The sequence below is a fragment of the Paenibacillus periandrae genome, from assembly GCF_022458865.1.
In the GTDB taxonomy this organism is placed as follows: domain Bacteria; phylum Bacillota; class Bacilli; order Paenibacillales; family NBRC-103111; genus Paenibacillus_S; species Paenibacillus_S periandrae.
The window spans coordinates 244,146-268,977 of record NZ_JAJNMU010000009.1; the positions used below are offsets into that span (position 1 = coordinate 244,146).

General features: G+C 46.8%; 23 protein-coding genes and 1 riboswitch. Of the genes, 20 read left to right on the forward strand and 3 right to left on the reverse strand.

Translation table 11 applies throughout. The features are described from left to right. Window positions 1–22 precede the first annotated feature (22 nt). Window positions 23–253, reverse strand: a complete 231-nt coding sequence (locus tag LRL21_RS17010) for a DUF2626 domain-containing protein (RefSeq protein WP_240416988.1) — start codon at window positions 251–253, stop codon at window positions 23–25. Window positions 254–687: 434 nt separating this feature from the next. Between LRL21_RS17010 and LRL21_RS17015 the strand changes: the two genes are divergently transcribed. The 9 genes from LRL21_RS17015 to LRL21_RS17055 all read left to right on the forward strand — a co-directional run bounded on the left by LRL21_RS17015 (window position 688) and on the right by LRL21_RS17055 (window position 9,087). Then, window positions 688–1,338 carry an RsfA family transcriptional regulator gene (locus tag LRL21_RS17015; protein WP_240416989.1) on the forward strand — a complete coding sequence of 217 codons (651 nt, stop codon included), beginning with the start codon at window positions 688–690 and terminating at the stop codon, window positions 1,336–1,338. 114 nt (window positions 1,339–1,452) lie between these two features. Beyond that, the gene (locus tag LRL21_RS17020) at window positions 1,453–2,457 is read left to right on the forward strand and encodes a ketopantoate reductase family protein (protein ID WP_240416990.1); all 1,005 of its coding nucleotides are present in this window, start codon (window positions 1,453–1,455) and stop codon (window positions 2,455–2,457) included. Window positions 2,458–2,477: 20 nt separating this feature from the next. Next, window positions 2,478–2,873, forward strand: coding sequence for a DUF3397 domain-containing protein (locus LRL21_RS17025; RefSeq protein ID WP_240416991.1), 396 nt, complete (start codon window positions 2,478–2,480; stop codon window positions 2,871–2,873). 15 nt (window positions 2,874–2,888) lie between these two features. Further along, on the forward strand, window positions 2,889–3,176 hold the full coding sequence (locus LRL21_RS17030; RefSeq protein WP_240416992.1) for a late competence development ComFB family protein: 288 nt from the start codon (window positions 2,889–2,891) through the stop codon (window positions 3,174–3,176). A gap of 217 nt (window positions 3,177–3,393) precedes the next feature. After that, window positions 3,394–5,055 (forward strand): peptide ABC transporter substrate-binding protein, encoded by a 1,662-nt coding sequence (locus tag LRL21_RS17035; RefSeq protein WP_240416993.1) that lies wholly within the window; start codon window positions 3,394–3,396, stop codon window positions 5,053–5,055. A 164-nt stretch (window positions 5,056–5,219) separates the two neighbouring features. Further along, window positions 5,220–6,155, forward strand: a complete 936-nt coding sequence (locus LRL21_RS17040; RefSeq protein ID WP_240416994.1) for an ABC transporter permease — start codon at window positions 5,220–5,222, stop codon at window positions 6,153–6,155. After that, window positions 6,155–7,072, forward strand: coding sequence for an ABC transporter permease (locus tag LRL21_RS17045; protein WP_240416995.1), 918 nt, complete (start codon window positions 6,155–6,157; stop codon window positions 7,070–7,072). Before LRL21_RS17040 ends, LRL21_RS17045 begins: the two co-directional genes overlap by 1 nt. A gap of 33 nt (window positions 7,073–7,105) precedes the next feature. Further along, window positions 7,106–8,131 (forward strand): ABC transporter ATP-binding protein, encoded by a 1,026-nt coding sequence (locus LRL21_RS17050; protein ID WP_240416996.1) that lies wholly within the window; start codon window positions 7,106–7,108, stop codon window positions 8,129–8,131. Next, window positions 8,128–9,087 carry an ABC transporter ATP-binding protein gene (locus LRL21_RS17055; protein WP_240416997.1) on the forward strand — a complete coding sequence of 320 codons (960 nt, stop codon included), beginning with the start codon at window positions 8,128–8,130 and terminating at the stop codon, window positions 9,085–9,087. Before LRL21_RS17050 ends, LRL21_RS17055 begins: the two co-directional genes overlap by 4 nt. Before the next feature lie 59 nt (window positions 9,088–9,146). Here the strand turns inward: LRL21_RS17055 and LRL21_RS17060 are convergent, their stop codons facing one another. Further along, entirely contained in the window at window positions 9,147–9,575 is a 429-nt protein-coding gene (locus tag LRL21_RS17060; protein WP_240416998.1) for a pyridoxamine 5'-phosphate oxidase family protein, read from the reverse strand. A 211-nt stretch (window positions 9,576–9,786) separates the two neighbouring features. On the opposite strand from LRL21_RS17060, the gene bshC reads away from it, so the two are divergent. The 8 genes from bshC (at window position 9,787) to gyrA (ending at window position 21,716) form a co-directional block, all read left to right on the forward strand. Further along, window positions 9,787–11,418, forward strand: a complete 1,632-nt coding sequence (bshC, locus tag LRL21_RS17065; protein ID WP_240417094.1) for a bacillithiol biosynthesis cysteine-adding enzyme BshC — start codon at window positions 9,787–9,789, stop codon at window positions 11,416–11,418. 36 nt (window positions 11,419–11,454) lie between these two features. Continuing rightward, window positions 11,455–12,717, forward strand: a complete 1,263-nt coding sequence (locus LRL21_RS17070; protein WP_240416999.1) for an adenosylhomocysteinase — start codon at window positions 11,455–11,457, stop codon at window positions 12,715–12,717. Between the two features lie 187 nt (window positions 12,718–12,904). Then, window positions 12,905–14,233 carry a M23 family metallopeptidase gene (locus tag LRL21_RS17075; protein ID WP_240417000.1) on the forward strand — a complete coding sequence of 443 codons (1,329 nt, stop codon included), beginning with the start codon at window positions 12,905–12,907 and terminating at the stop codon, window positions 14,231–14,233. A gap of 159 nt (window positions 14,234–14,392) precedes the next feature. After that, a complete protein-coding gene (locus LRL21_RS17080) occupies window positions 14,393–15,217 on the forward strand; it encodes a GDSL-type esterase/lipase family protein (protein ID WP_240417001.1) in 825 nt (274 codons plus the stop codon). A 25-nt stretch (window positions 15,218–15,242) separates the two neighbouring features. Then, on the forward strand, window positions 15,243–16,205 hold the full coding sequence (locus LRL21_RS17085) for an ABC transporter ATP-binding protein (RefSeq protein WP_240417002.1): 963 nt from the start codon (window positions 15,243–15,245) through the stop codon (window positions 16,203–16,205). Continuing rightward, complete coding sequence (locus LRL21_RS17090; protein WP_240417003.1) at window positions 16,198–17,190, forward strand: ABC transporter permease; 993 nt, start codon at window positions 16,198–16,200, stop codon at window positions 17,188–17,190. Before LRL21_RS17085 ends, LRL21_RS17090 begins: the two co-directional genes overlap by 8 nt. A 109-nt stretch (window positions 17,191–17,299) precedes the next feature. Further along, window positions 17,300–19,273 carry a DNA topoisomerase IV subunit B gene (parE, locus tag LRL21_RS17095; RefSeq protein ID WP_240417004.1) on the forward strand — a complete coding sequence of 658 codons (1,974 nt, stop codon included), beginning with the start codon at window positions 17,300–17,302 and terminating at the stop codon, window positions 19,271–19,273. 7 nt (window positions 19,274–19,280) lie between these two features. Continuing rightward, window positions 19,281–21,716, forward strand: a complete 2,436-nt coding sequence (gene gyrA / locus LRL21_RS17100; RefSeq protein ID WP_240417005.1) for a DNA gyrase subunit A — start codon at window positions 19,281–19,283, stop codon at window positions 21,714–21,716. Here the strand turns inward: gyrA and LRL21_RS17105 are convergent. After that, on the reverse strand, window positions 21,713–21,880 hold the full coding sequence (locus LRL21_RS17105; RefSeq protein WP_179097445.1) for a hypothetical protein: 168 nt from the start codon (window positions 21,878–21,880) through the stop codon (window positions 21,713–21,715). The two genes, gyrA and LRL21_RS17105, sit on opposite strands and share 4 nt — an antisense overlap. 200 nt (window positions 21,881–22,080) lie before the next feature. Here LRL21_RS17105 and LRL21_RS17110 point away from each other — a divergent pair, with 200 nt between their 5' ends. The 3 genes from LRL21_RS17110 (at window position 22,081) to LRL21_RS17120 (ending at window position 24,439) form a co-directional block, all read left to right on the forward strand. Continuing rightward, on the forward strand, window positions 22,081–22,488 hold the full coding sequence (locus tag LRL21_RS17110) for a MarR family winged helix-turn-helix transcriptional regulator (protein WP_240417006.1): 408 nt from the start codon (window positions 22,081–22,083) through the stop codon (window positions 22,486–22,488). An 81-nt stretch (window positions 22,489–22,569) separates the two neighbouring features. Next, the gene (locus LRL21_RS17115; RefSeq protein ID WP_240417007.1) at window positions 22,570–23,418 is read left to right on the forward strand and encodes a tetratricopeptide repeat protein; all 849 of its coding nucleotides are present in this window, start codon (window positions 22,570–22,572) and stop codon (window positions 23,416–23,418) included. Window positions 23,419–23,452: 34 nt separating this feature from the next. Beyond that, a riboswitch (ZMP/ZTP riboswitch) is annotated at window positions 23,453–23,534 on the forward strand. A 56-nt stretch (window positions 23,535–23,590) separates the two neighbouring features. Then, the gene (locus tag LRL21_RS17120; protein ID WP_240417008.1) at window positions 23,591–24,439 is read left to right on the forward strand and encodes a bifunctional 5,10-methylenetetrahydrofolate dehydrogenase/5,10-methenyltetrahydrofolate cyclohydrolase; all 849 of its coding nucleotides are present in this window, start codon (window positions 23,591–23,593) and stop codon (window positions 24,437–24,439) included. The last annotated feature ends 393 nt before the right edge of the window (window positions 24,440–24,832 follow it).

Sequence of the window (24,832 nt, forward strand, 5' to 3'; positions counted from 1 at the left end):
TTTTTCATGCTGTGCATGAGGATTAAATCGACATTCTGAAGAAAGACCAATACGTAAATCCGGTAAATGAAACAATCATGTACCCCCAGAACAGCAGTATGTAGGTACGTTCGGATAAGCCCAAATATCCCAAAAGCATAAAGATAACCGTTTGAGCAAAAAAGATCAAAGCCATTGGAATCATACCACCGGCTAATGCCATCAATCCGATAATGAGTGTCCAAAAGCCAAGAACGCGAAACATGCGATCCATTGTTGCACCCCCTTATTGTTCTCGTTATTCACTTTTCGAAGAAAACTGACCTCGTAAGTATTCCCCAAACGATGGAGATTATCGCAGTGACAGCATTCGTCAAACTGCGGCTCTTTACTATTACACATTATACCTTTTGAGTCCATTGGTGTAAACGCCCAATCCGTGACGAAATTTAAACATTTATTAAAGTGTCGGTAGATTGGGAAGGGGCCGCGCGTAATGCTGATTTCAGCAATTAAACAGGCCGAGAATAGATCTGCTGTTAACAGGTATGCGCACGGACAAAATTGGCAATACAAAATAGTAGAAAACGATTCTATGAATTCTATTATGGGCATAGAGATTAAATAATGCTGCATTCCAAGTATCATATTCGATAGATGGATGTTTAAGAATGCTTGATTAACGAGAGCTGGGAGGACTGCTATTATATGACGGCAATTAGACAGGACGCATGGAGCGAAGAGGATGATTTGATTTTGGCGGAGGTAACTCTACGACACATACGGGAGGGGAGCACACAGCTGTCCGCTTTTGAGGAAGTAGGCGAAAAAATAGGCCGAACACCCGCAGCCTGCGGCTTTCGCTGGAATAGCTATGTCAGGAAAAATTACGAGCAGGCTATACAAATCTCCAAGACACAGCGTCAAAAGCGAAATCAGTTCAAAAAACATACGGCTTATGCATCTGTATCCAGCAGCAATACAGCCATATTGGAGCATGGAGAAGCAAGGAGGTCCAATGAACCTTTTACCGAAGAATCGATCTCGATGGATGCAGTAATCAGGTTTCTCCGCCAGTGGAAGGGGAGCTACCAAGAAATGTCGCGTCATATCCGGCATTTGGAGAAGGAGCTCTATGAAAAGCAGGATGAGCTGGATCGACTGCGCAGAGATAACGATGTTTTGAATAAGCAGGTTAATGAGGTAGAAACGGACTATCGCGTAGTCAATGATGATTATAAGGCATTAATTCAAATTATGGATCGAGCTCGCAAGCTGGCCTTCCTTGTAGAGGAAGAGGATGAGCATAAGGCACGATTTAAAATGGATGCTAACGGGAATTTAGAAAGAATAGATTGAGAGTGGCCCTGCAGGCGATATGCTTGCGGGGCTTATTTGTGTCTGGTAGTCTGTTATGAGATAAGCAAGAAGAGCGAGAAGTGCCAATAAAATAGGGTACAAGGGGGAAACCGTGTGAAGGTGAGAATTATTGGTGCCGGTGCAATGGGACTGCTGCTGGCAGGGCGTCTGTTTCAGTCTGGAGTGAGCGTGGAGCTTGTTACACGAACAATCAGGCAAGCAGATCAAATTCGTGCAGAAGGGCTGAGGCTTTCAGAAAATGAGCTGCAATCAGAGGTGCGTGAGATTATCCTGAAAGTGCCTGTTTATGCTATGGAAGAGCTGGGACCGCTTAAATCTGCAATGTCCTCTATGATCAGGAAAGCTGACGATGATGCGAGAGAGCCTGATGTGATCATGCTAATGGTCAAACAAACCTCGATCACGGATGAATTGGCAGTTGAACTAAGCAAGCAGCTTGCACCCTCGTCTCGGCTGGTATGCTTCCAAAATGGGATTGGACATATCGATAGGCTGAGCCGCTACATATCTCTGGAGCAAATATGGATAGCTGTCACGACAGATGGCGCATTCAAACAGACAGACCTCCATGTAAGGCATACAGGGAAAGGAATGACCTGGCTTGGGCCTGCGCTGCCTAAAGCTTCAGCTGTGGAGCTGGAAGCTGTGCACAATCTGCAAAATCTGCTGAATCTTGCAGGATTTAGCTCTATGGTGTCGAACAACATCAATAGCAAGGTTTGGAATAAGCTGCTAATCAATGCTGCTATAAATCCGGTAACAGCAATCTTGCGGGTTCCGAACGGTGCACTCCTCCAAACTCCGGCAGTATTACCCTTGATGCGTTCTTTGCACGATGAAGCATTGTTATTGGCGGAGAGGCTAGAAATAGAGGAGCTTGCGGCTGACTTATGGGAGCAGATCCTGCTTGTCTGTGAGCGAACGGCTAGTAACCATTCTTCCATGCTGCAGGATGTATTGGCCGGCAGAGACACAGAGATCGAAGCGATTACTGGAGGGCTAATCCAGGCTGCAAGCCGTCTGAATCTACAGCTTCCTACCCATTCCGCTATGTATGCGATGGTGCGTTCGATTGAACAGCAGATGAAAATAATATAAAATAAAGCAGGTGGTCTGCAATGAGTGCGTTGATAGAATGGCTTCAATTGGTATACAAATATTTGGCTTTAATACCACTTGTTCCATTTTTTCTGATCTGGGGGATCGTCTTCTTCATATCCCGGGATAAACGAAAAGCGACACACCGTGCGATTGATGTCACGACCTTATTTTTAATCGGTTCGGTTTCTATCGTTTCGAGATATTTGTTTAACTCGGATATAGGGTTTTGGGGAATTATACTTGTTTTTCTCATCGTCTGCGGACTTGTAGGCAATCTGCAAGAAAGAAAAAAAGGAAAAGTGAACCCATTTAAAATTACGAAGACGCTGCTGCGATTCGGATTTATTTTTTTGTCGGGGAGCTATGCATTGCTTTTGTGTATCGGTATAGGAAAGTACATATTGTTCAGCTAGAGGGGGACTTGAATCGTGGAAGTACATAATCTTATGGAGGATATTGTTAAAGGCTGCTTGAAAGATTTGATGCAGCATCAGGCCAGTGCGTCAGTGCTTGAAGAAAAACAGCAAGGCGATGTGATGGCGATTGTGTTGAATCGACTGCCTGCCAAGTATGTGTCCACACAGCAAGGTGAGGTTTTTGCCAAAACCCAATTGAGAGCGCAGATGGAAACGGATGTTTATCGTGAGCTCTCCTACGCCATTGAAAAAGTATTGCAAACAGAACGTCCTTCCGATTTAAACCCAAAAAAAGAATAATTTTTAACTTTTTACGGGAGCCTAGGAATAGGCTTCTTTTTTTTGTTCAGCTGTCGCACCAGAGTGACTGGATATAATTACAATTAGAATTAATTTACCTATGGTTGTATAATCTTGTTTTGATAACGATTGCGAATGGAGAAATCATTAGAAATATATTTGTGATCGATAAATTTTTAACATTAAATTACATAAATGATTAAAAGGGGGACGTTTTATGAAATGGAAAAAGGTAATGGTTATTGCAACCGCAGCAGTCATGTTTGGCTCGGTTGCGGCAGGATGTTCGAATACTAACAATCAGTCTGGAGGTGCAGGTACGGGGGGCGGCGCCGCTGTGCCGCAGGAGTTCCGAATAAATCTGTCAGCAGAGCCTCCTGCTTTGGACAGCTCGATTGCCACAACGAATCCAACCTTCACGATATTGAATGCGATTAATGAAGGGCTGTACCGATTGGATGCAGATGGGAAACCTCAGCCTGCTCTTGCCAAGGAGCTGCCAAAAATTTCCGCGGATGGACTCGTTTACACGATTACTTTGCGCGATGGAGTGACTTGGGCAGATGGGACACCGCTTAAAGCCAGTGACTTTGAATTTGCTTACAAAAGGACGCTGGACCCTGCAACGAAAGCCAAGTATGCCACCATGCTGTCTTGGATTAAAGGTGGAGCCGAGATGAACAAAGCGAAGCCTGAGGAGCTGGAAGCCAGGAAAGCAGCGCTTGGAGTAAAGACCATAGATGATAAAACCCTTGAAATTACGTTGGCACGTCCGGTTGCTTTTTTTACAGATCAGCTTTCCATGCCGACCTTCTTCCCGCAAAAGCCTGAATTTGTAACAACACAAGGCGATAAGTATGGTGCGGATGCCGATAAGGTGATCGGCGCAGGCCCGTTCAAGCTTGAGAAATGGGATCATGAGCAGCAGCTCGTCATGGTCAAAAATGACAAGTACTGGGATGCAGCGAATGTGAAGCTGAACAAAGTGACGGTTAATGTGGTGAAGGATCCTAACACGTCGCTTAACATGTTTGATACGAATCAGGTTGACTTGACCGAGCTGAAGGGTGATCAGTTCCAGATGTTCCAAGGCAAGCCTGAGCTGACGCTCAAAAAGGAATTTGTTAGTGCTTATGTGATGTTCCAGAACAAGAAGGTTCCCACTTTTGCCAATGTGAAGGTGCGTGAAGCCTTGGGTATGGCGATTGATCGTAAAGCGCTCAATGACGTTGTGCTTGGCGGTTCCTCCATTCCATCTACAGGACTTGTCCCAGGTACTGTACTGGATGGAAACAAGACAGAGTTTCGTAAAGTAGCAGGAGAGACCGAACCGAAGTTTGATGCAGCTAAAGCAAAGGAATTGTTGGCTGAAGGCTTAAAGGAGCTGAATTTGACGGCTTTGCCTAAATTTAAGCTGACCTCTGATGATACGGAAACCTCAAAGAAAACAATTGAATTTATCCAGGCACAATGGAAGCAAAATCTTGGCGTTGATGTTACCGGAGAACCGCTGCCCTTTGCACTGCGCGTGAAAAACATGCAGGAGTATAATTTTGATGCGCTGATCGGCCTGTGGGGAGCCGACTATAACGATCCGATGACATTCCTTGATATGTGGTTGTCCGACAATAAATCATTTAACTATATGGAGTACAACAGCAAGGCTTACGACGATTTGGTAAAGGGCGCCGATAAGGAGCTTGACTTGGCCAAACGTTCCAAGATGCTGGTTGAAGCCGAGAAGCTGTTAATGACCGATTCACCGCTGGTACCGCTTTACTTCCGTACAAGACCTTATGCCAAGCGTGTCAATGTAGAAGGCTTGATCCTTCCGGCAATGTCCAAGGAATGGGAATTGAAATGGGTTTCCATTAAATAAGAGTTAGGCAGCTTCACAAGCTCGATAGGGGGCCATTCTGACAACTGTTGGAGCGGCCCTCTGCTGGGTTCTAATGCTTACGAAGTCAGTTATCCATTCGGAAAACTTGGCCAATGCTTACGAAGTCAGTTTTCCTTCGGAAAACTTTAAGGAGGTCCATAAACATGCTGCGCTATGCGTGCCGGCGTTTAATTTATATGGTGATTACCTTATGGGTGATTGTTACGTTTACTTTTGTGTTGATGAAGAATTTGCCGGGGGACCCGTTCGGAGAAGAGTCTCTTAAACTCACAGCTGAACAAAAAACGCTGTTATATGCGCAATATGGCTTGGATAAGCCGCTATGGCAGCAATATTTGAAATATATGAACAATGTCATCCATGGTGATTTGGGAGTCTCCTACGCCTTTCCTACCCGTAAGGTGACAGATATTATTGCCCAAGGCTTTCCGGCCTCGCTTGAATTGGGACTGTGGGCGCTGGTGATCGCAATCATTGTTGGTCTCATATTAGGTGTTATTGCATCCTTGAACCATAACAAAGGTGCTGATATCGGAGCGATGTTCACTGCAGTTATCGGTATTTCGATACCTTCCTTTGTATTGGGTCCTTTACTCTCCTACTTCATCGGGGTGAAGCTGGGCTGGCTTCCTACCGGGATGTGGACAGGACCGTCAAGTCGCGTGCTTCCTGCGATCGCACTATCCTTCGGGACGATTGCAATATTAGCCCGGTTGATGCGAACGTCGATGCTGGATGTGCTGAGTCTGGATTATATCAAAACCGCTAAAGCCAAAGGATTGCCGCAGCGTACGATCGTCATTCGTCATACTCTTCGCAATGCGATTCTGCCTGTTGTCACGGTTCTGGGTCCGGTTTTTGTCAATTTAATAACGGGCACGCTGGTGGTGGAGCAAATCTTCGTTGTGCCGGGACTTGGCAAGCATTTTGTGCAGTCGATCTACTCCAACGATTATACGATGATCACCGGTCTGACCATCTTTTACTCCTTTCTGCTGGTAGCTGTATTGTTTGTAACTGATATTATTTACGGGTTCGTCGATCCCCGCATTCGTCTGACTCAAGGAGGCAGCAAATAATGGACCTGTCTAAAAAAGAATTGTTTGAGCCTCTTGTTAAGGAGAGTGCAGGCCGCGAGACCCTTGTAAGACCATCTATGACCTATTGGCAGGATGCCTGGAGACGGCTTAAGAAAAACAAGCTGGCGATGTTCGGCTTGATCACACTGATTACGTTGGCCGTACTATCGATTGCGGGTCCACTGTTGTCTCATTTTGATTATGCGACGCAAAATTATGAGATTAAAAATCAAAAGCCGTCGTGGGCGCATTGGTTTGGTACGGACGATTTTGGTCGGGATCTGTGGGTTCGCGTATGGTGGGGGACACGGATTTCATTAGCTATTGGTCTTACCGCAGCACTGCTTGATCTGGTGTTCGGCGTCATGTACGGTGGCATATCTGCTTATTATGGGGGCAAGGTCGATGACATGATGCAACGATTGATTGAAATCATCTATTCGATCCCATTTCTTTTGATCTCGATCTTGTTGATTGTGGTGCTCGGCCCCGGATTCAAAACGATTATTATTGCTTATGCAATCACGGGATGGGTACCGATGGCAAGACTTGTTCGAGGACAGGTGCTCTCATTGAAGGAGCAGGAGTATGTCCTGGCAGCTCGGACGCTGGGCGCAGGTGGAGCAAGAATTATTTTGAAGCATCTCGTTCCTAATGCACTTGGACTTATTATTGTACAAATTACGTTCATTGTTCCATCTGCTATTTTCGTTGAAGCTTTTTTAAGCTTTATCGGGTTGGGGATCAGGGTACCGCTTGCATCCCTGGGAGCATTGTTATCGGACGGAGCGAATTCAATCCGTTTGTATCCGCATAGAATTATTTTTCCGACAGTTATTTTTAGCCTTATCTTGATGAGCTTTAATCTGCTCGGGGACGGCTTGCGCGATGCACTTGATCCAAAAATGCGAAAATAACGCAGGATGCCACAATCAAGGAGGACACTTGCCATGAAAGACAACATATTGGAGGTCCAGAACCTCAGGGTATCCTTCCAAACCTACGCGGGGGAGGTACAGGCTGTACGCGGTGTATCCTTCGAGCTGCGTAAAGGCGAGGTGCTTGCGATAGTCGGGGAATCCGGCTGCGGCAAGTCGGTAACGGCGCAAACGATTATGAAACTGAATCCATCGCCGCCAAGCGTGATCAAGGACGGTTCCATCCGTTTTAACGGACAAACAGAGATCACGACGTGCTCTAATAAACAAATGGAGTCCATCCGTGGATCGGAAATCGGGATGATCTTTCAAGACCCGATGACCTCATTGAATCCGACTATGACGATCGGTAAACAAATTACCGAAGGTATTATTAAGCATGAAAAGGTAAGCGGTACAGAGGCCAATAAACGTGCTGTTGAGATCTTGAAGCTTGTTGGTATTTCCAATCCTGAGGGCCGCATGCTGCAATATCCGCATGAATTTTCAGGCGGAATGCGTCAACGAGTGATGATCGCGATTGCATTGGCATGCAGTCCGAAGCTGTTAATTGCTGATGAGCCGACAACAGCCCTGGATGTAACCATACAAGCGCAAATCATCGAGCTGATGAAGAAGCTGGCTGAGCAAACCGAGGCGTCGATTATCCTCATTACGCATGATCTTGGCGTAGTGGCAGAGATGGCGCAGAGAGTACTTGTGATGTACGCCGGAAAAGTGGTCGAGGAGGGGACAGTAGATGAGCTATTTTACAATCCCCAGCATCCTTATACTTGGGGGCTGCTCCGTTCTGTTCCACGTTTGGATCAAGCTGCAAATAGCGACCTGGTGCCTATTCCTGGAACGCCGCCCGATTTATTTGCACCTCCGACTGGATGTGCGTTTGCAGCCAGATGCCCTTTTGCAATGAAGGTTTGTATAGAAACCGATCCTGAGCATAGAAGTGTGTCGGATACGCAATCTGCGGCCTGCTGGCTGCTGCATCCTGACGCACCGCATGTAGAACGTCCGATAGAAGCGGGAGGTGTTACCCGATGAGCAGTGCTCCATTATTAGAAGTTCGTAAATTGCAAAAGCATTTTCATATGGGCGGCGGCAAGCTGCTGAAGGCTGTTGATGATTTGAGCTTCTCGATAAAGCGTGGTGAAACCTTTGGTCTCGTAGGTGAATCCGGCTGCGGTAAATCGACTGCAGGACGTACTATTATTCGCTTATATGAAGCTACAGGCGGGGAAGTTCTGTTCAATGGGCAGCATGTGCATAGTCTGCGCGGCCGACAGCTGCAGGAGTTTCGCAGTCAGATGCAGATGGTGTTTCAGGACCCTTATGCTTCCCTTAATCCACGAATGACAGTAGGAAATATCATTGCGGAAGGCATGGATATTAATCGTCTCTATACGGGCGGCAAACGGAAAGAACGCGTTGTTCAGCTGCTGCAGGATGTAGGCTTGAATGAAGAGCATGCGAGCCGTTTCCCCCATGAATTTTCAGGCGGCCAGCGGCAGCGGATCGGTATAGCGAGGGCCCTTGCGATTAATCCGCAATTTATCATTGCAGACGAACCGATCTCGGCACTGGACGTATCCGTACAGGCGCAGGTCGTTAATTTGTTCAAACGGTTGCAAAAGGAACGGAATCTGACCTATCTGTTTATTGCTCATGATCTGGCTATGGTTAAGCATATATCGGATCGAATTGGTGTTATGTATTTGGGCAAGCTGATTGAGGTCACCACCTCTGATGCCTTGTATGCGAAGCCGCTGCACCCTTATACACAATCATTGCTATCGGCAATTCCGATTCCTGATCCGCAAATTGAGCGTACGCGGGAACGGATTATCCTTAAGGGCGAGATTCCGAGTCCGTCGAATCCACCAAGCGGCTGTCCATTCCGGACCCGCTGTCCTCATGCCATGTCGGTATGTGCCGAGATCATGCCGGAATTTACTGAAATAGAACCCGATCATTACACAGCCTGTCATTTATACACTTAAAATAATAAGGCCCGTCGCTCAGAAAATAATCATTCTCTTGAGCAACGGGCTATTATGATTTAACCTTGCCAAACCTCTGACTGGCCATTACCATTCATATATTCAATATGGGAGGGTGTCACTTCTATAATGACATAATTGGGGTCCTGTTTGCCCTCAAAATATTGCTTGAAATCGTCCTGCCATAATTTCTCCTTCAGGCTTTCGTTCTGAGATATTTTGGCGGTTCCTTCAACCTGCAAAATAACGGATGATGGCTTTCCGTCAAAGCCGGTTAAGATGTGTACATGAGGATTTTTTTGCAGTTCCTCCACTTTGTGTGTTTTCTTGTTGGTAGCCAAATAGATGGTCAGATTGTCATTAAAAAGCGCCATATAACGCACCTTGGGCTTGTTGCCCTCAATTGTAGCGAACGAGCATACCGGATTTCCGCTGAGTGCCTTTTCGATCTTTTCCTGAAGCTGCGTTTCTTTAACTCCCTGTACCATAAGAATAGCTCCCTTCGTGGATTATTGGATGGTTGAATCGTGACTTACATCGAATCATTCTATAAAGTACCCCAAACCGCCCCATTTTGAAACGAAATCATAAAAATTTGTCGAAATTTACAGCGTCAGACTTTTGACGATTTCACCTAACATGTGTACAATCAAGTAGATACATATTATAAATAAAGTGAGGCGGCTTCCGTTGTTGAAAGTGGAATCGATTCATTGGAAATCCAGCCTGCCTTTAACTGAGGATTACGTTCAAGATTATAACAAGGTGAGTGATTTATTCGAGTATGACCCTTGGAACGAATCATCTTGGGCTGAACGTGCAGCTTGGCTCGATCGAGGGAATCCTCTGGCAGCCGACAGGGGACAACTCGCTGAGGTTTTGCTAAGTTACAATAAAGCAATCGGTAATGCTCCCGAAGCTTTGGATGCAATAGGAAAGCTGAAGCAGCAGGAGACGCTTTGTATCGTAGGTGGACAGCAAGCTGGATTATTCAGCGGTCAGGCCCTTGTTATTTATAAGGCTATCACCTTGATTCGCTCGGCAAGACTGGCTTCAGAAAAGCTGGGGCGTCCGGTTATTCCTGTTTTTTGGATTGCGGGAGAGGATCATGATTTTGACGAAGTGAACCATATGTATTACTTATCCCCGGAAATGCAGGTCAGCAAGATCAAGATTGAGCATCCGAGCGGTAAGCGTAGTACAGTGAGCAGCTTGAAAATCTCGCAGGAGCAGTGGACCACAGCACTTGAGCTGTTGGATTCATCCCTGATCCCGACTGAGTTCAAGCCAGGGTGGATGGAGTTGCTTCGCACCGCAGCGGCTGAATCCCACACCTTGGTTGATTTTTTCGGGCGCATCATTGCCAAACTGTTTGGTGCACAAGGCTTGGTGTTGGTTAACTCCGATGATCCACAGCTCAGACGTCTGGAATCCCCGATGTTTGCCAAGCTGATTCGTGAGCATAAAGCTGTGAATGCGGCAGTACTGACGGGTCGAGACAAGCTGGAGGCTCTCGGTTATTCGTCACAGGTAGAATTGAATGAACGCAGTGTCAATCTGTTCGTCGTGGATGATGATGAGCGAATCTTAATGTATGCGGCGGGGCCCGATGGTCCTTATACCGATCGTAAGAAGGAGCGCATTTATTCGCGCGAGCAGCTGTTGGATTGGGCGGAATCGGCACCAGAACGAATCAGCAACAACGTCATGACAAGACCGCTCATGCAGGATTATTTGTTCCCTGTGCTGGGTACGGTGTTGGGTCCTGGTGAAATTGCTTATTGGGCGATCACGCGTGAGGCCTTTCATCAGATCGGACTCAAGATGCCAATTGTCGTTCCTCGGCTGGAGTTCACCATCCTGGAAGGAACCGTCCAGAAAAATATGCACAAATTCGGCCTTACCCTGGACGATGTGTTATACCATCTAGAGGATAAGCAGGAGGAATGGCTTCGTTCTCAGGATACACTCAAGCTGGAGGAGCGTTTTGCCGAGGTGCGGGACCGTTTTGTTAAGGACTACCGGCCTTTGGTTGAGCTGATTGCGGGGATTAACCCGGGTATCGGCAAGCTTGGTGAAACCAACATGGGTAAGATTATTGAACAAATCCATTTTCTGGAGCAAAAAGCCAGCGATGGAGCACGAGCGCAGTTTGATGCTTCGCTACGTCATTTTCAGCGAATCGGTTTGTCAGTCGTCCCGATGGGAAAACCACAGGAACGGGTGTATAACATTTTTTCATATCTTAATAAATATGGTGATTCATGGCTGTATGAAATTGTGAACAGTGATTTGAAGCCCGATGGCAAACACAAGATTCTTTATATGTAACCTATTTTGACCCATACCTTGAAGGAGGAAATATCAATGAATACGAAGGAACGCAGTATTATTAAGGATCTGGCTTTAGCGCCGGAAGGACATTTAAAAATCGACTGGGTTAACGCCCACATGCCGGTTTTGAACCGCATTAGAGAGCAATTCGAGAAGGAACAGCCGTTCAAAGGACTTAAAGTAGCGATTTCCCTGCATTTGGAAGCGAAAACGGCTTATTTGGCCAAGGTTGTAAAAGCAGGCGGTGCTGAAGTAGCGATTTGCGGTAGCAATCCGTTATCGACACAAGATGATGTGTGTGCTGCGTTGGTAGAGGACGGTATCACTGTATTTGCCAAATACAACCCGGATCCTAAGGAATACAAGGAGCTGTTAATCAAGACGCTTGAAACTGAGCCTGACCTGATCATCGATGATGGTGGAGACCTGGTTTCCATGCTGCATTCCGAGCGCAAGGATCTGCTGAAAAACGTGCGCGGCGGAGCCGAAGAAACAACGACAGGCATTTTGCGTTTGAAAGCAATGGAAAAAGAAGATAAGCTGCAGTTCCCTATGATTGCGGTTAACGATGCTTATTGCAAATATTTGTTTGATAACCGTTACGGTACAGGCCAATCCGTATGGGATGGCATTAATCGTACAACGAATCTGGTTGTTGCCGGTAAAACGGTTGTTGTTGTAGGATATGGCTGGTGCGGTAAAGGTGTTGCTATGCGTGCCAAAGGATTGGGCGCTAATGTAGTTGTCACTGAAATCGATGGCATTCGTGCAGTTGAAGCTTATATGGACGGATTTGCCGTTATGTCGATGGAAGAAGCAGCCAAGGTCGGCGATTTCTTCGTTACTGTTACAGGTAATCGTGATGTTATCCGTGGCGAGCATTACAAGGTAATGAAGGACGGCGCGATCTTGTCCAATGCAGGCCATTTTGACATTGAGATTAACAAGCCAGAGCTTGACGAGCTTTCCGAATCCAAACGTACAGTTCGTCGCAACATCGAAGAATACAAGCTCAAAGACGGACGCAAATTTTATTTGATCGCTGAAGGCCGTTTGGTCAATCTGGCAGCCGGCGACGGACATCCCGCAGAAATTATGGACATGACGTTTGCACTGCAGGCGATGTCTTTGAAATATGTGAACGACAACTACAATTCCATTGGCAAAAAGGTTGTTAACGTGCCTTATGAGCTGGATGAGCAGGTGGCACGCTATAAGCTGGCTTCGATGAATGTAACAATCGACACGCTGACTGACGAGCAAAAGCTGTACCTGGACAGCTGGGCAGAGCATTAATATCAGATTTTACACAGTAAAAAGGGCGCTCAGCAATGAGCGTCTTTTTGTTGTGCTAACTAGATTGCTAGCTGAATAGACTAAAACAGGTTGTTTACTCTCCACCATTACACCGAATTAACGGGAGGTACAAGTGGATTACACAACAATGTTAAGTAAATGCAGGTGGTTATTTGTAGGATGTGCGATGATTGGCATGTTAGTAGTGCTTGCAGGATGCTTGCTGCGTCCTTTTCCCAATGTGCAGGGCACAGCAGCTGGAAACGAGCTGGATCATGTGAATCGGCAATTCTATGATGATTATATTTACTCTGAGCTTGAGCTTGAGATCAACGAGCAGGAGCGGTTATGGGCTGCGAGTAAGCGGGGCGTGCAAATCCTTATTGATGGAAGTCCGCTTGGAATCGTGAAGGATGAGGAGGCGGCAACCGCTCTGCTGGAACAATATAAACAGAGCCGTCTGCCTAAGATCGGACTAAATATTGCTGCCTCCAACGGTTCAGGCTTAACGAATACAGCAACCGAGGCATCTGCACCAGCAGATAAAGCCAAGGTTCGAATTTTGACGGCAGCTATGGATAAGGAGCAGGCCACGGAGCAGCCGGGACAGCTTCAGTCTGCTGAATTCATGCAGCACATTGAGCTTGTACAGATAGATATTGAACCGGAGGATATTGAGGATAATGATACTTTACTGGATAAAATTGCGACTGGAGGCGTCAAGCCCTTTATTTATACCGTGGTACGTGGGGATTGTATTTCGTGTCTGGCTTACAAATTCAAGATCGATAAACAAGTCATTTATAACAATAATCCGCAAATTCGCAATGACTTGATTCGTATCGGGGAGCAGCTGGATTTATCCGTGGCCCAGCCGATGCTGACACTCAAAACGGTTGAGCAGCGGATAAGCTCGGTAGAAGTGCCGTTCACTACAGAATATGTTGAAGATAACTCTTTAAAGGCTGGTGTACAAGAGGTGGTGTCGGCTGGTATTCCTGGGTTGCTGCGGGTTGCAACGAATACGACCCGAATAGACGGCGAATTTATTGAAGAGGCAGAAGTGAATCAAACCTGGATTCGATCCGCTACCAAGGCAGTTGTGAAAAAAGGTACAATGATTGCTGCGGGTATGGGGACAGGGCAATTCGCATGGCCGGTTTACAGGGCGAAGCTGACTAGCGACTATGGAAGCAGATGGGGAGGCTTTCATCCGGGAATGGATATGGTATCTGAGCAATCAGGCATTACCGCGTCAGATCATGGAGTAGTTAGCTTTGCAGGCTGGAAAACCGGTTACGGCAACTGCATCATCATTGACCATCACAACGGCTATAGCACGCTTTACGGACATTTAAGCAAGATTTCCGTAACTGTAGATGATCGTCTAGAAAAAGGGGATAAAATCGGGGTTATGGGCAGTACGGGCAATGCGACAGGCGTACATCTGCATTTTGAAATTCGTAAAGGCGAGGCTCAGGAAAATCCGATGAAATATTTGGGAAAAGCGAGCTGAAAGCAGGAATAATCGGTTATCTGAAATTTCATAAGAGAAGCAGGCCGATGACCCAGGGCTCCGGTCTATTTGACATGGATTTGCAAATTGTCTCGTGAACCGCTACTCTAAAATGGAGTCTTTATGAGGTTGTCGAATATGAGGAGGGGGAGAGGTCGCTTGTTTTCAACTCGTTTTTTATGGCGTACGGTTGGGTTGGCCGCGTTGCTGTCAACGCTTATTTGTGTGTTTGGATTCGTATATGCCATTAATCAGATTATGTATCCGAAGCTTGCTGCGAATAATGATTTAGCGATTCCTGCTGAAGTTGTGAAGCCCAAGGAATCGCCGCTCGCGTCCAAGGACAAAATTCAAATCGTGGCGCTTGGTGATTCATTGACCGCCGGAACGGGTGATTTATCAGGGCGCGGTTATGTCGGACAAACGAAGGAAAAGCTGGAGCAGCAGCTGGGCAAGCCTGTCTATATACTAAACAACTTTGCAATTCCCGGATTCCGGACGTATGATGTGCTGAAGGATATGGATGCCAAAAAAGATATAGGCACTTCACTGTCCCAGGCGGATTTGATTCTGCTGACCGCTGGCGGTAATGATTTGTTCGAGGGTGGACAAGGGGTATTGACCACAACCGGGGAGGAAGGCTTTAATCCCAAGGCTGCAGAAGAACGGATGCCTGAAGCCTTACAAAGGCTGGAGCAAATTTTGGACCGGGTCGCCAAGCTGAATCCGACTGCGACGATAGCTTATGTGGGCTTATACCATCCTTTTCTGGATATGGACCCCAAACGCGAAGGAATTCTCACGATACAAAAGTGGAATACAGCGGCTTTTGAAATTGCGCATCGTTACCCGAATATCGTCGTTGTCCCAACCTCTGATTTATTTGAGCTGAATTTAGGCAAGTATTTATATACAGACCATTTTCATCCGAATCAGGATGGTTATGAACGCATAGCAGAACGAATTGTGCAGATTGTTAAATGACATCTCACTTGAGAGAGGTGAAACGATGATAAATCAACAGGAAGTTGTGCTGTCCGTCCAAAATGTGAAAAAATCAATCAAACGAAAAGAAATTATTAAAGGTATCTCATTCGAGGTGTACGCAGGTGAAATATTCGGATTTCTTGGGCCCAACGGCTCAGGGAAAACGACAACCATACGCATGCTTGTGGACTTAATCGCGCCGTCAGAAGGTACGATTACAATATGCGGCTATGATGTCCACAAGGAGCACAATAAGGCCCTTCAGTATGTAGGGTGTATCGTCGAAAACCCGGAGCTGTATACATATTTAAGCGGATGGGAAAACCTGGAGAACTTCGCTCGTATGCTGCCTGATGTCGGTGAAAAGCGTATTCGGGAAGTCGTAGATATTGTCGGTATGGATGTGCGTATCCATGACAAGGTTCGTACCTATTCGCTCGGAATGCGGCAGCGGCTGGGTATTGCCCAGGCGTTATTGAATAGTCCGAGGCTGCTGATTCTGGACGAGCCTACGAACGGCTTGGACCCTCAAGGTATTAAAGAAATGAGGGAATTTATTCAACAGCTGGCGCAAACAGGATTAAGCCTGTTCGTATCGAGCCATTTACTCAGTGAAATTCAACAAATGTGTGATCGGGTCGCGATTATTAGTCATGGGAGGGTTATCAAGGTCGGAGAAGTCGACTCCCTGATCGACGAATCGGCAAGTCGTGTTATTTGGCGAGTGACACCTTTAGAAATGGCTCTGGCTATATTGCAATCCGAAAAGGATGTACAGATTATTGAATACCATCAAGCTGTTGAAGATCACAAGGGCCAAAGTCTTCAGACAGCGAGTATTGTGACTCAGCTTCGGCCTGAAGATATACCGTCATTGACACGAAAACTTGCGGAGTCCGGCGTATTGCTGTACGGTGTGGAGACGAAAAGCCCTACGCTGGAGGATTTATTCTTAAGTCTGACGGAGGGTGAGCGTATTGGTTAGCTTATATCCACTCATAAAAAACGAATGTATCAAAATTATTAAAAAACGCCGGCTGCTGGTCGTTCTACTCATTCTTGCTGCACTGATTCCGATGTTCACTTATGCACAGATGAAGGTCGCAGAAAATAATTTGAAGCAGTTCGGTACGAATGACTGGCGGGCAGAGCAGCGGCAAAAAATCGTTGATTACACGCGAAGCATTGGCAGCGCTCGTGTTCCAGAGGAATGGAAGCAGTTCCGCCGCGTCGAAGTGAAGCTTGCTCAATACTATTTGGATAAAGATGTGAATCCCGCGGAGCCGAACGGGGTAACCTTTACAAGAGAATTCATAAAAAATGCGGTGGGCTTGTTTATACCTTTGATGATCATGGTCATTGCATCGGATCTTGTATCGTCGGAGCATTCTACAGGAACCATCAAGCTGCTGCTGACAAGGCCGGTGCAGCGCTGGAAAATTTTGATGAGCAAGCTGCTCAGTCTGATTTTGTTTACATCGCTTGTCGTCATAAGTACGGGGCTGCTCTGTTACCTGATTTCAGGGGTAGTGTTCGGCTATGGCGGATGGGACATGCCAGTATTTTTTGGATTTACGATTATTGGCTCTGAGGTTGATACGACCTTTGTCCGCCCTGTCGATCAATGGCTATACCTGATCATGGAATTTGGTCTGGTTTGGTACTCAGCACTGATCGTAGCGGTTATGTCGTTGATGGTTTCGGTGCTGGTCCGCAGTACTGCTGCGGGTATGGGCTTGATGCTGGCGGTGCTGATATCGGGCACGATCTTGACAAATATGGTATCATCCTGGGAAACAGCCAAATATTTATTTATGGTGAATCTGCGTCTGACGGATTATTTGACAGGCAGTATGCCACCTATCAAAGGAATGGATTTGCCCTTCTCGTTAGCTGTGTTGACGGTTTGGGGACTTGTCTCGGTAATTGCCTCCTTTGCTGTCTTCACGAAAAAAGATGTATTGAACTAATAACGCAAGATGATATAATGCACAATAGAAACCAGACGTCACAGGTGCGACACATATTTTTTCCAGATCTGTGACATAACTGGGGCTTTAGGGATAAGGGGAGACTGCGATGGCGGAGCAACTGGATTTGTTAGCCAATACAACAACCACGCGGGCGGAATACGACGCTGATGATATACAGGTGTTGGAAGGACTTGTAGCGGTCCGTAAAAGGCCGGGTATGTATATAGGAAGCACAAGCTCTTCCGGACTGCATCATTTGGTTTGGGAAATTGTCGATAATGCCGTTGATGAGCATTTGGCCAAATATTGTTCGAAGATTGATGTAACTATTCACAAGGATCAATCGATAACCGTTCAGGATAATGGACGCGGCATACCGACAGGTATGCACAAAACCGGGATTCCAACACCGCAGGTCGTATTTACGATTCTGCATGCTGGCGGAAAATTCGGAGGTGCGGGGTATAAGAAGTCGGGCGGACTGCACGGTGTTGGAGCTTCGGTAACCAACGCATTGTCCGAATGGCTGGAGGTCACGATTTATCGTGATGGTAAGACTCACAAGCAGCGCTTCGAATACTGGGTTGATGATAAAGGTATTGAGCATGTAGGTGAGCCAGTTGGCGGCCTCGAAGTGCTGGGCAATACAAGACAAACCGGAACGAAGGTTACCTTTAAGCCGGATAAAAGAGTGTTCCAGAGCGGGATTGCGGTTACGTATGATACGCTGTACGAGCGGCTGCAGGAGATTGCTTTTCTGAACTCGGGCCTTCAAGTGACGATCAAGGACGAGCGCAGCGATAAACAGGAAACGTTTCAGTATGAGGGTGGTGCCAGTCAGTTTGTCGCTTTTTTGAACGAGGAAAAGACGGTACTGCACGACGTGATCCATTTTACCGGGGAAAAAGAAGATATCGAGGCGGAGATTGCCCTCCAGTATAACGATGGCTACACCGAGACCTTGGTTTCCTTTGTTAACTCCATACCGACACGTGGCGGGGGTACTCATGAAACAGGCTTTAAAACAGCCTATACCCGTGTCATGAACGAATATGCGCGTAAAACAGGGATCTTGAAGGAAAAGGATAAAAATCTGGACGGCCAGGACTTGCGGGAAGGCATGATGGCTGTCATTAACATCAAAATGGGCGAGGTTGAATTCGTCGGTCAGACCAAGGATCAATTGGGCAGCGCATCTGCTCGCGGTGTAGTGGATTCCATAGTTTCCGATAAAATGGCTGTTTTTTTGGAGGAAAATCCGCAATCAGCACAGATGATCATGAAGAAGGCCGTGCAATCGGCCAAAGCTCGTGAAGCCGCACGGAAGGCGCGTGAGGAAATACGCAGCGGCAAGAAGGGTAAGAGCGAGAGCTCGAATCTTGGCGGCAAGCTGACTCCGGCGCAGTCAAAGGATTACGCTCGTAACGAGTTGTTTATCGTGGAAGGTGATTCCGCGGGAGGCTCGGCCAAGCAAGGACGTGATTCCAAGCATCAGGCCATTCTGCCGCTGAAGGGTAAGCCGATGAATCCGGAGAAAGCCAAGCTGCCCGACATTATGAAAAATGATGAGTATAAGGCGGTCATTGCCGCTATTGGCGCCGGCGTCGGTCCCGAATTTGATGACAGTGAAAGCAACTACGGAAAAATCATTATTATGACGGATGCGGATACCGATGGAGCGCATATCCAGGTGCTCTTGCTTACTTTCTTTTATCGGTACATGAAGCCGTTAATCGATTCAGGCAAGGTATACATCGCTCAACCGCCCTTATATAAGGTGACCAAGAAATCAGGCAAAAACAGTGCGGTGCACTACGCGTGGACAGACGATCAATTGAACAAGCTTAACAAAACGCTGGGTAAAGGAACGGAACTGCAGCGTTACAAAGGCTTAGGTGAGATGAACCCGAATCAGCTGTGGGAAACCACAATGGACCCGGCAACGAGAATTCTATTGCAGGTACAGATAGAGGATGCGGCCAAAGCTGAAAGGCGTGTATCTACGTTGATGGGGGATAAGGTGGACCCGCGTAAGCGTTGGATTATCGAGAATGTTGATTTTACCGAGTTCGAGGAGTAGATAAATAGTGACGATACCTGAAAATTTTTTACCCGCATTTTTAGAGGAAGTGGTGGGCGACCGATTTGGCCGTTATTCCAAATATATTATTCAAGACCGCGCGATTCCCGATGTTCGGGATGGCTTGAAGCCTGTACAACGGCGTATTCTGTACGCCATGTACGACGCAGGCAATACACCGGACAAAATGTACCGCAAATCAGCCAAAACCGTCGGTGATGTGATGGGTAACTATCATCCGCACGGTGATGCGTCGATCTATGATGGTATGGTACGTATGGCACAGCCCTGGAAAATGGGACATATGCTAATAGACGGCCATGGCAACTGGGGCTCAGTGGATGATGATCCACCCGCCGCTATGCGTTATACGGAAGCCCGACTATCGGAAATCGCGATGGAGCTGCTGCGGGATATCGAGAAACGCACAGTGCTGTTTAAAGATAATTTTGATAATTCAACCAAAGAACCGGTCGTGCTGCCGTCCCGTTATCCGAACCTGTTGGTGAATGGAGTCAGCGGGATTTCATCCGGATTTGCAACGGAAATTCCACCGCACAACCTGCGTGAGGTTATTGATGCCTGTGTGGCCTTGATCGACAATCCTGATTTAGAGCTGGAAGCACTGATGCAAATTATGAAAGGCCCAGACTTCCCGACCGGAGGCATTATCATGGGCTCGGATGGTATACGGGATGCTTTTCGCACCGGTAAAGGCCGCATTTATTTGCGTTCACGTACGGAAATCGAACAGCTGCGCGGCGGGCTTCAACAAATTGTGATCACGGAAATTCCGTATCAGGTCGTGAAGTCTCGTCTTGTTACAGCGATGGAAAACATCAGGCTGGAGAAAAAAATCGAGGGTATCTCGATTGTTCGTGACGAAAGTGGACGCAATGGCATGCGTATCGTCGTTGAATTGAAAAAAGAAGCTGATGCCCAAGGGATTCTTGCGTATTTATTGAAAAAAACCGATCTTCAGGTCGTTTATAATTTTAATATGGTTGCGATTGTCAATAAGACTCCCAATCAGCTGGGCGTCATCCAAATTATGAAGGCTTACATTGAGCATCAGAAGGAAGTTGTTACGTTCCGTACCCGGTTTGATTTGGAAAAGGCTGAGGACCGCGCACATGTGCTGGAAGGGCTTGCCAAGGCGCTTAACATTCTGGATGAGGTCATCGCCACGATTAAAGCTTCAAAGAACCGTCAGGATGCTCAAAATAATCTGGTGTCACAGTTCGGATTTACCGAGCGTCAGGCAGATGCCATATTGATATTGCAGCTGTATCGACTGACGAATCTGGAGATTCATTCGATTGAAAAGGAATTAAAAGAATTACAAAAATCGATTGCCAATCTTCGATCCATTCTAAGCAGCGAAAAGAAGCTGCTCGCCGTAATCAAGACAGAAATGACCGAAATCCGTACGAAATACGGTATCGATCGTCGATCGGATATTCAGGACGAAGTGGAAGAGCTCAAGGTGAACCTGGAAGTTATGGTCACAGCTGAGGATGTTTATGTAAGCTTATCCAATGAGGGATATATCAAACGGACAAGCAAGCTGTCCTTCACCCGCTCAGGTGGAGAAATCGAAAAGACAGGCCTTAAAGAGGGCGACTACCTTCGTTATTTGCTTGAGGTCAATACGCTGCAGAATCTGCTGATTTTCACACAAAAGGGGCAATATTATTTGCTGCCGGTGCATCAGGTTCCTGAATATAAATGGAAAGAAAATGGAACCGCGATTGTCAATATTATTCCTGTTCCAAAGGATGACCGTATTATCAGCGTCATTCCGGTGAAGGATTTTAACGAGCCAGGCAAGTCATTCGTGTTCGTTACGCGGCGGGGACAAGTCAAACGTACGGAACTCAAGGAATACGCAACGAGCCGTTCTATAGGTATTGTGGCTTGTAAAGTTGCCGATCAGGATGCGATTATTAGCGTGAGGCTGAGCAGGAACGACGAGGATATCATGCTCATCACGAAACAGGGTATGGCCATTCGCTTCAAAGAAGACGAAGTGAACACGATGGGTCGGGCTGCTGGTGGCGTACGTGGTATTCAGATGAAGGATGATGATGAAGTCGTGAGTGCAGAATGGATCAAAGGTGAAGAAGGCGAGCTGCTCGTCGTTACGGATCTTGGATTTGCCAAGCGCTCGCTCATTCTTGATTATCCGATTCAAGGGCGTGGAGGCAAAGGAATATTTACCTTCGAATTCAGGGAAGGCGCCAGAGTGAAGCCCAATGGTGCAAGTCTTGTAAAAGCATTTGTCGTTAAAGAGGAATTATTACTGACAGCGATTTTGCAGAGCGGCAATCGACTTTCCTTCTCATCAGAGAAAACACCGATTGAACAGCGGAAGTCTACAGGTCGCCAAGTTATTGGTGTTACCAAAGCAGATTTAATTACGGATATGCTGAAAACCGATTAGTCATAGCTATTCGTTTCCGGTTCCAGTTTTTCCGCAAATTGCAGCAGCAGCTCCAATACGGCCCACACGGGCATCGAATCGTCGAGACGTTCGAGCCACTGTGGGTCGTTCAATATGCCTCTTTGAATTGCGAGCTGTCCGATGTGCTGCTTCCAAGTTTCCATAACCTGATCACTCCTTCTTATGATTTGACAAGCTCTGCCGATAGTCGAATGCCTATGCTGCACTATATGTTGAAAGGCGTCTAAAGTTCCTTTTTTTTATCGATTAATGTCTCAAAGTATTTATGGCATTAATCTTTAAAAGAGATCGAGTGGATGATATACTTAGGAAAAGTATGGATCTACAGGAGTGATGAGGCAAAGTGGTAACTCAGGAGTTTGCTAAGCTGTGGTGGAAACTATCTAAGGATTTGCGCACACATATGGATCTTCAATTGTCTCCAACGTTAACGGAGGGCCAATTGACCGTACTCGAGCTGCTTGTTGGCCGTGATCGAATGAAGCCTTCCGATTTTATCGAATATTTGGCAACAACACCTGCTGCGATAACTACTTTATTGGACCGAATGGAAAAAGCCGAGCTGCTGTCCCGTTCCCGTGACGAGAAGGACCGTCGCATCGTTTGGGTAGAGGTAACGGATAAAGGCAAAGCGGAATGTTTGCGGGGTACGGAAATACGAGAGCGCTTTCTGCAGCAGTACTTGAGCCGAATCTCATCGCACAATCAGCAGCTGCTAGTATACCTGCTTGGCAAGGTGGCAAACGCGTAGCTTGGAATCATGAATAAAGTGGATTGTCTGAGAGTGACAGGCTGCATAAATATTGGACTTTAATGGCTGTGGAGGAACCTCATGAAAGCTCTCATCAAACCGCTTCTTGTTATCGTCGGTATGATTATTATTGTGATCATTGTTTTTAATGTAAATATTTGGGCTGGTTTTGGCCTTATAGCTGCTATTATCATATTTGCTGCATATACGTCCCGCGCAAGTCTTTATGCGCTGCGCGGCAGCAGGGAGTTTGCCAAAGGAGAAACCCGACAGGCGCTGGAATGGTACAAAAAGGCTTATAACAGTAAGCCGTGTCCTGATAAGCATCGCATTGGTTATGGATATCTGCTAATGCGAACGGGGGATGCCAAGCAAGCCGAACAGGTTTTTGGTCCGCTTCTGAAAGCTAGCAAGAGTCGAGATACACTTGTACAGACCCAGTGCAATCTTGCTACGGCTTATTGGCTGCAAGGTAAGCAGGATGAAGCGGTTGCTTTGCTCACAGATGTATTGAAGGAGTATAAGAATACGCTTGTGTATGGCAACCTCGGTTATTTTAAAATTCTTCACGGTAACCAGGAGGAAGCTTTGACGTTCAATCTGGAAGCTTACGCATACAATGCGGACGATCTTACGATCCTGGACAATGTTGCCCTGAATTATTATGAATTGGGTCAATGGACACTCGCTGAGGAAATGTATCAAAAATTGATGCTGAAGTCGCCTAAATTTGCCGAGCCTTATTATTACTATGCTCAAATCTTAAAGCAGCTTGGAAAAACGGGCGAAGCCATCGAACAAATCAACCTGGCTGCAACCAAAACCTTATCCTTTGTAACTCCGCTAACCAAAGAACAGATTGAGCAAGAGGCATTGCGGCTGCGTGCACTGGATGCAGATGCAAGTAGTGTGGAGGCAAATAATAGTTGATTTTTCTCATAAATAGCGGTATAGTCGTCTTCACCAAGCTATGTGTGACTGGCGGAGCATGGGCAACCATGGGGGAGCACATAGAAGCAATTTCGCCGTACGCCTGGGCAAAGGTAAGGGGTTCATTCTCCTTGCCTTTTTGCGTTAATACGATGCGAAAGGATGAAGAAACATGCAGGAGAAAACACTTATTTTGGATGGCAATCAGGTATCTATGACAATCAAGGGGCAGCTAAAGGAAAGAATTGAATATTTGGCTGAGAGGTCGATTGTACCTTGTCTGGCAACGATTCTTGTCGGCAGCAACCCTGCCTCGGAAACCTATGTACGTATGAAAGGCAATGCTTGTAAAAGGCTGGGAATGGATTCACGGCGTATTTATCTGGACGAATCGACTACTACAGACAGCTTGATTGAGACGATTACCTTACTGAACAGCGATCCTGAGGTTCATGGTATTTTGCTGCAGCACCCCGTACCGTCACACATTGATGAACGGGCAGCCTTCGAAGCGATCAGCATCGACAAGGATGTCGATGGTGTGACAGCCATCGGATTTGCACAAACAGCGTTTGACTACGGCAGATTTCCTTCTTGCACACCGGCAGCAATTCTTGCTATTCTGGATGAATACCATCTACCTATCGAAGGTAAACACGCTGTCGTTATCGGACGAAGCCCAATTCTGGGTAAGCCGGTTTCTCAAATGCTGTTAAATCGCAATGCAACCGTAACGATCTGCCATTCCAAGACGCGTGATTTGGCCAAAATCGTTCGGTTAGCCGATATCGTCGTAGCTGCAGTCGGCAAACCGAAATTTGTCCAAGGTGATTGGATCAAGCCCGGCGCCGTCATCCTCGATGCCGGTTACAACCCCGGTAATATCGGTGATGTCGATTATGACGCCTGCTTCTTGCAGGCCAGTGCGATCACCCCCGTTCCCGCTGGTGTAGGCCCAGTCACAATAGCTATGCTGCTCAAGCACACCGTAGACGCAGCCTTTTATTCCAATCATTTATAATCAGCATCAGCACCCAAAGTCAAGCTTGTCCCGAAGGGGCCAAAGCGGCCCGAGAACCGTAAAGTATGCATCAAATCAGCACCACCCGCACCCAAAGTCAAGCTTGTCCCGAAGGGGCCAAAGAGGCCCGAGAACCGTAAAGTGTGCACCTAATCAACACCCGCTCTCAAGCCTGCACTAGCACCAAACCAAGCGTGTCCCAGAGGGACGATAAGCGTCCCGAGAACACAAGAGCCTGCATACGAAACAATTGCACCCAAACCAAGCGTGTCCCGTAGGGACGATAAGCGCCCCGAGAACACCAAAGTCACTCTACAGCAAGGGAGTCCAGAGGGCAGCGCCCTTTGGAGCCCTCCCTATTAGGGATGGTTTGGGAGGGTTCTCCCCCCATAA

Excerpts from the sequence above, each read along its gene's own strand:
- LRL21_RS17055 (WP_240416997.1), top strand. The coding sequence starts at position 8,128 with ATGAGCAGTGCTCCATTATTAGAAGTTCGTAAATTGCAAAAGCATTTT.
- LRL21_RS17045 (WP_240416995.1), top strand. The coding sequence starts at position 6,155 with ATGGACCTGTCTAAAAAAGAATTGTTTGAGCCTCTTGTTAAGGAGAGT.
- LRL21_RS17115 (WP_240417007.1), top strand. The coding sequence starts at position 22,570 with ATGAAAGCTCTCATCAAACCGCTTCTTGTTATCGTCGGTATGATTATT.
- LRL21_RS17120 (WP_240417008.1), top strand. The coding sequence starts at position 23,591 with ATGCAGGAGAAAACACTTATTTTGGATGGCAATCAGGTATCTATGACA.
- LRL21_RS17035 (WP_240416993.1), top strand. The coding sequence starts at position 3,394 with ATGAAATGGAAAAAGGTAATGGTTATTGCAACCGCAGCAGTCATGTTT.
- LRL21_RS17050 (WP_240416996.1), top strand. The coding sequence starts at position 7,106 with ATGAAAGACAACATATTGGAGGTCCAGAACCTCAGGGTATCCTTCCAA.
- LRL21_RS17025 (WP_240416991.1), top strand. The coding sequence starts at position 2,478 with ATGAGTGCGTTGATAGAATGGCTTCAATTGGTATACAAATATTTGGCT.
- parE (WP_240417004.1), top strand. The coding sequence starts at position 17,300 with ATGGCGGAGCAACTGGATTTGTTAGCCAATACAACAACCACGCGGGCG.
- LRL21_RS17085 (WP_240417002.1), top strand. The coding sequence starts at position 15,243 with ATGATAAATCAACAGGAAGTTGTGCTGTCCGTCCAAAATGTGAAAAAA.
- LRL21_RS17075 (WP_240417000.1), top strand. The coding sequence starts at position 12,905 with ATGATTGGCATGTTAGTAGTGCTTGCAGGATGCTTGCTGCGTCCTTTT.
- LRL21_RS17105 (WP_179097445.1), bottom strand. The coding sequence starts at position 21,880 with ATGGAAACTTGGAAGCAGCACATCGGACAGCTCGCAATTCAAAGAGGC.
- LRL21_RS17060 (WP_240416998.1), bottom strand. The coding sequence starts at position 9,575 with ATGGTACAGGGAGTTAAAGAAACGCAGCTTCAGGAAAAGATCGAAAAG.
- LRL21_RS17010 (WP_240416988.1), bottom strand. The coding sequence starts at position 253 with ATGGATCGCATGTTTCGCGTTCTTGGCTTTTGGACACTCATTATCGGA.
- LRL21_RS17070 (WP_240416999.1), top strand. The coding sequence starts at position 11,455 with ATGAATACGAAGGAACGCAGTATTATTAAGGATCTGGCTTTAGCGCCG.
- LRL21_RS17040 (WP_240416994.1), top strand. The coding sequence starts at position 5,220 with ATGCTGCGCTATGCGTGCCGGCGTTTAATTTATATGGTGATTACCTTA.
- LRL21_RS17015 (WP_240416989.1), top strand. The coding sequence starts at position 688 with ATGACGGCAATTAGACAGGACGCATGGAGCGAAGAGGATGATTTGATT.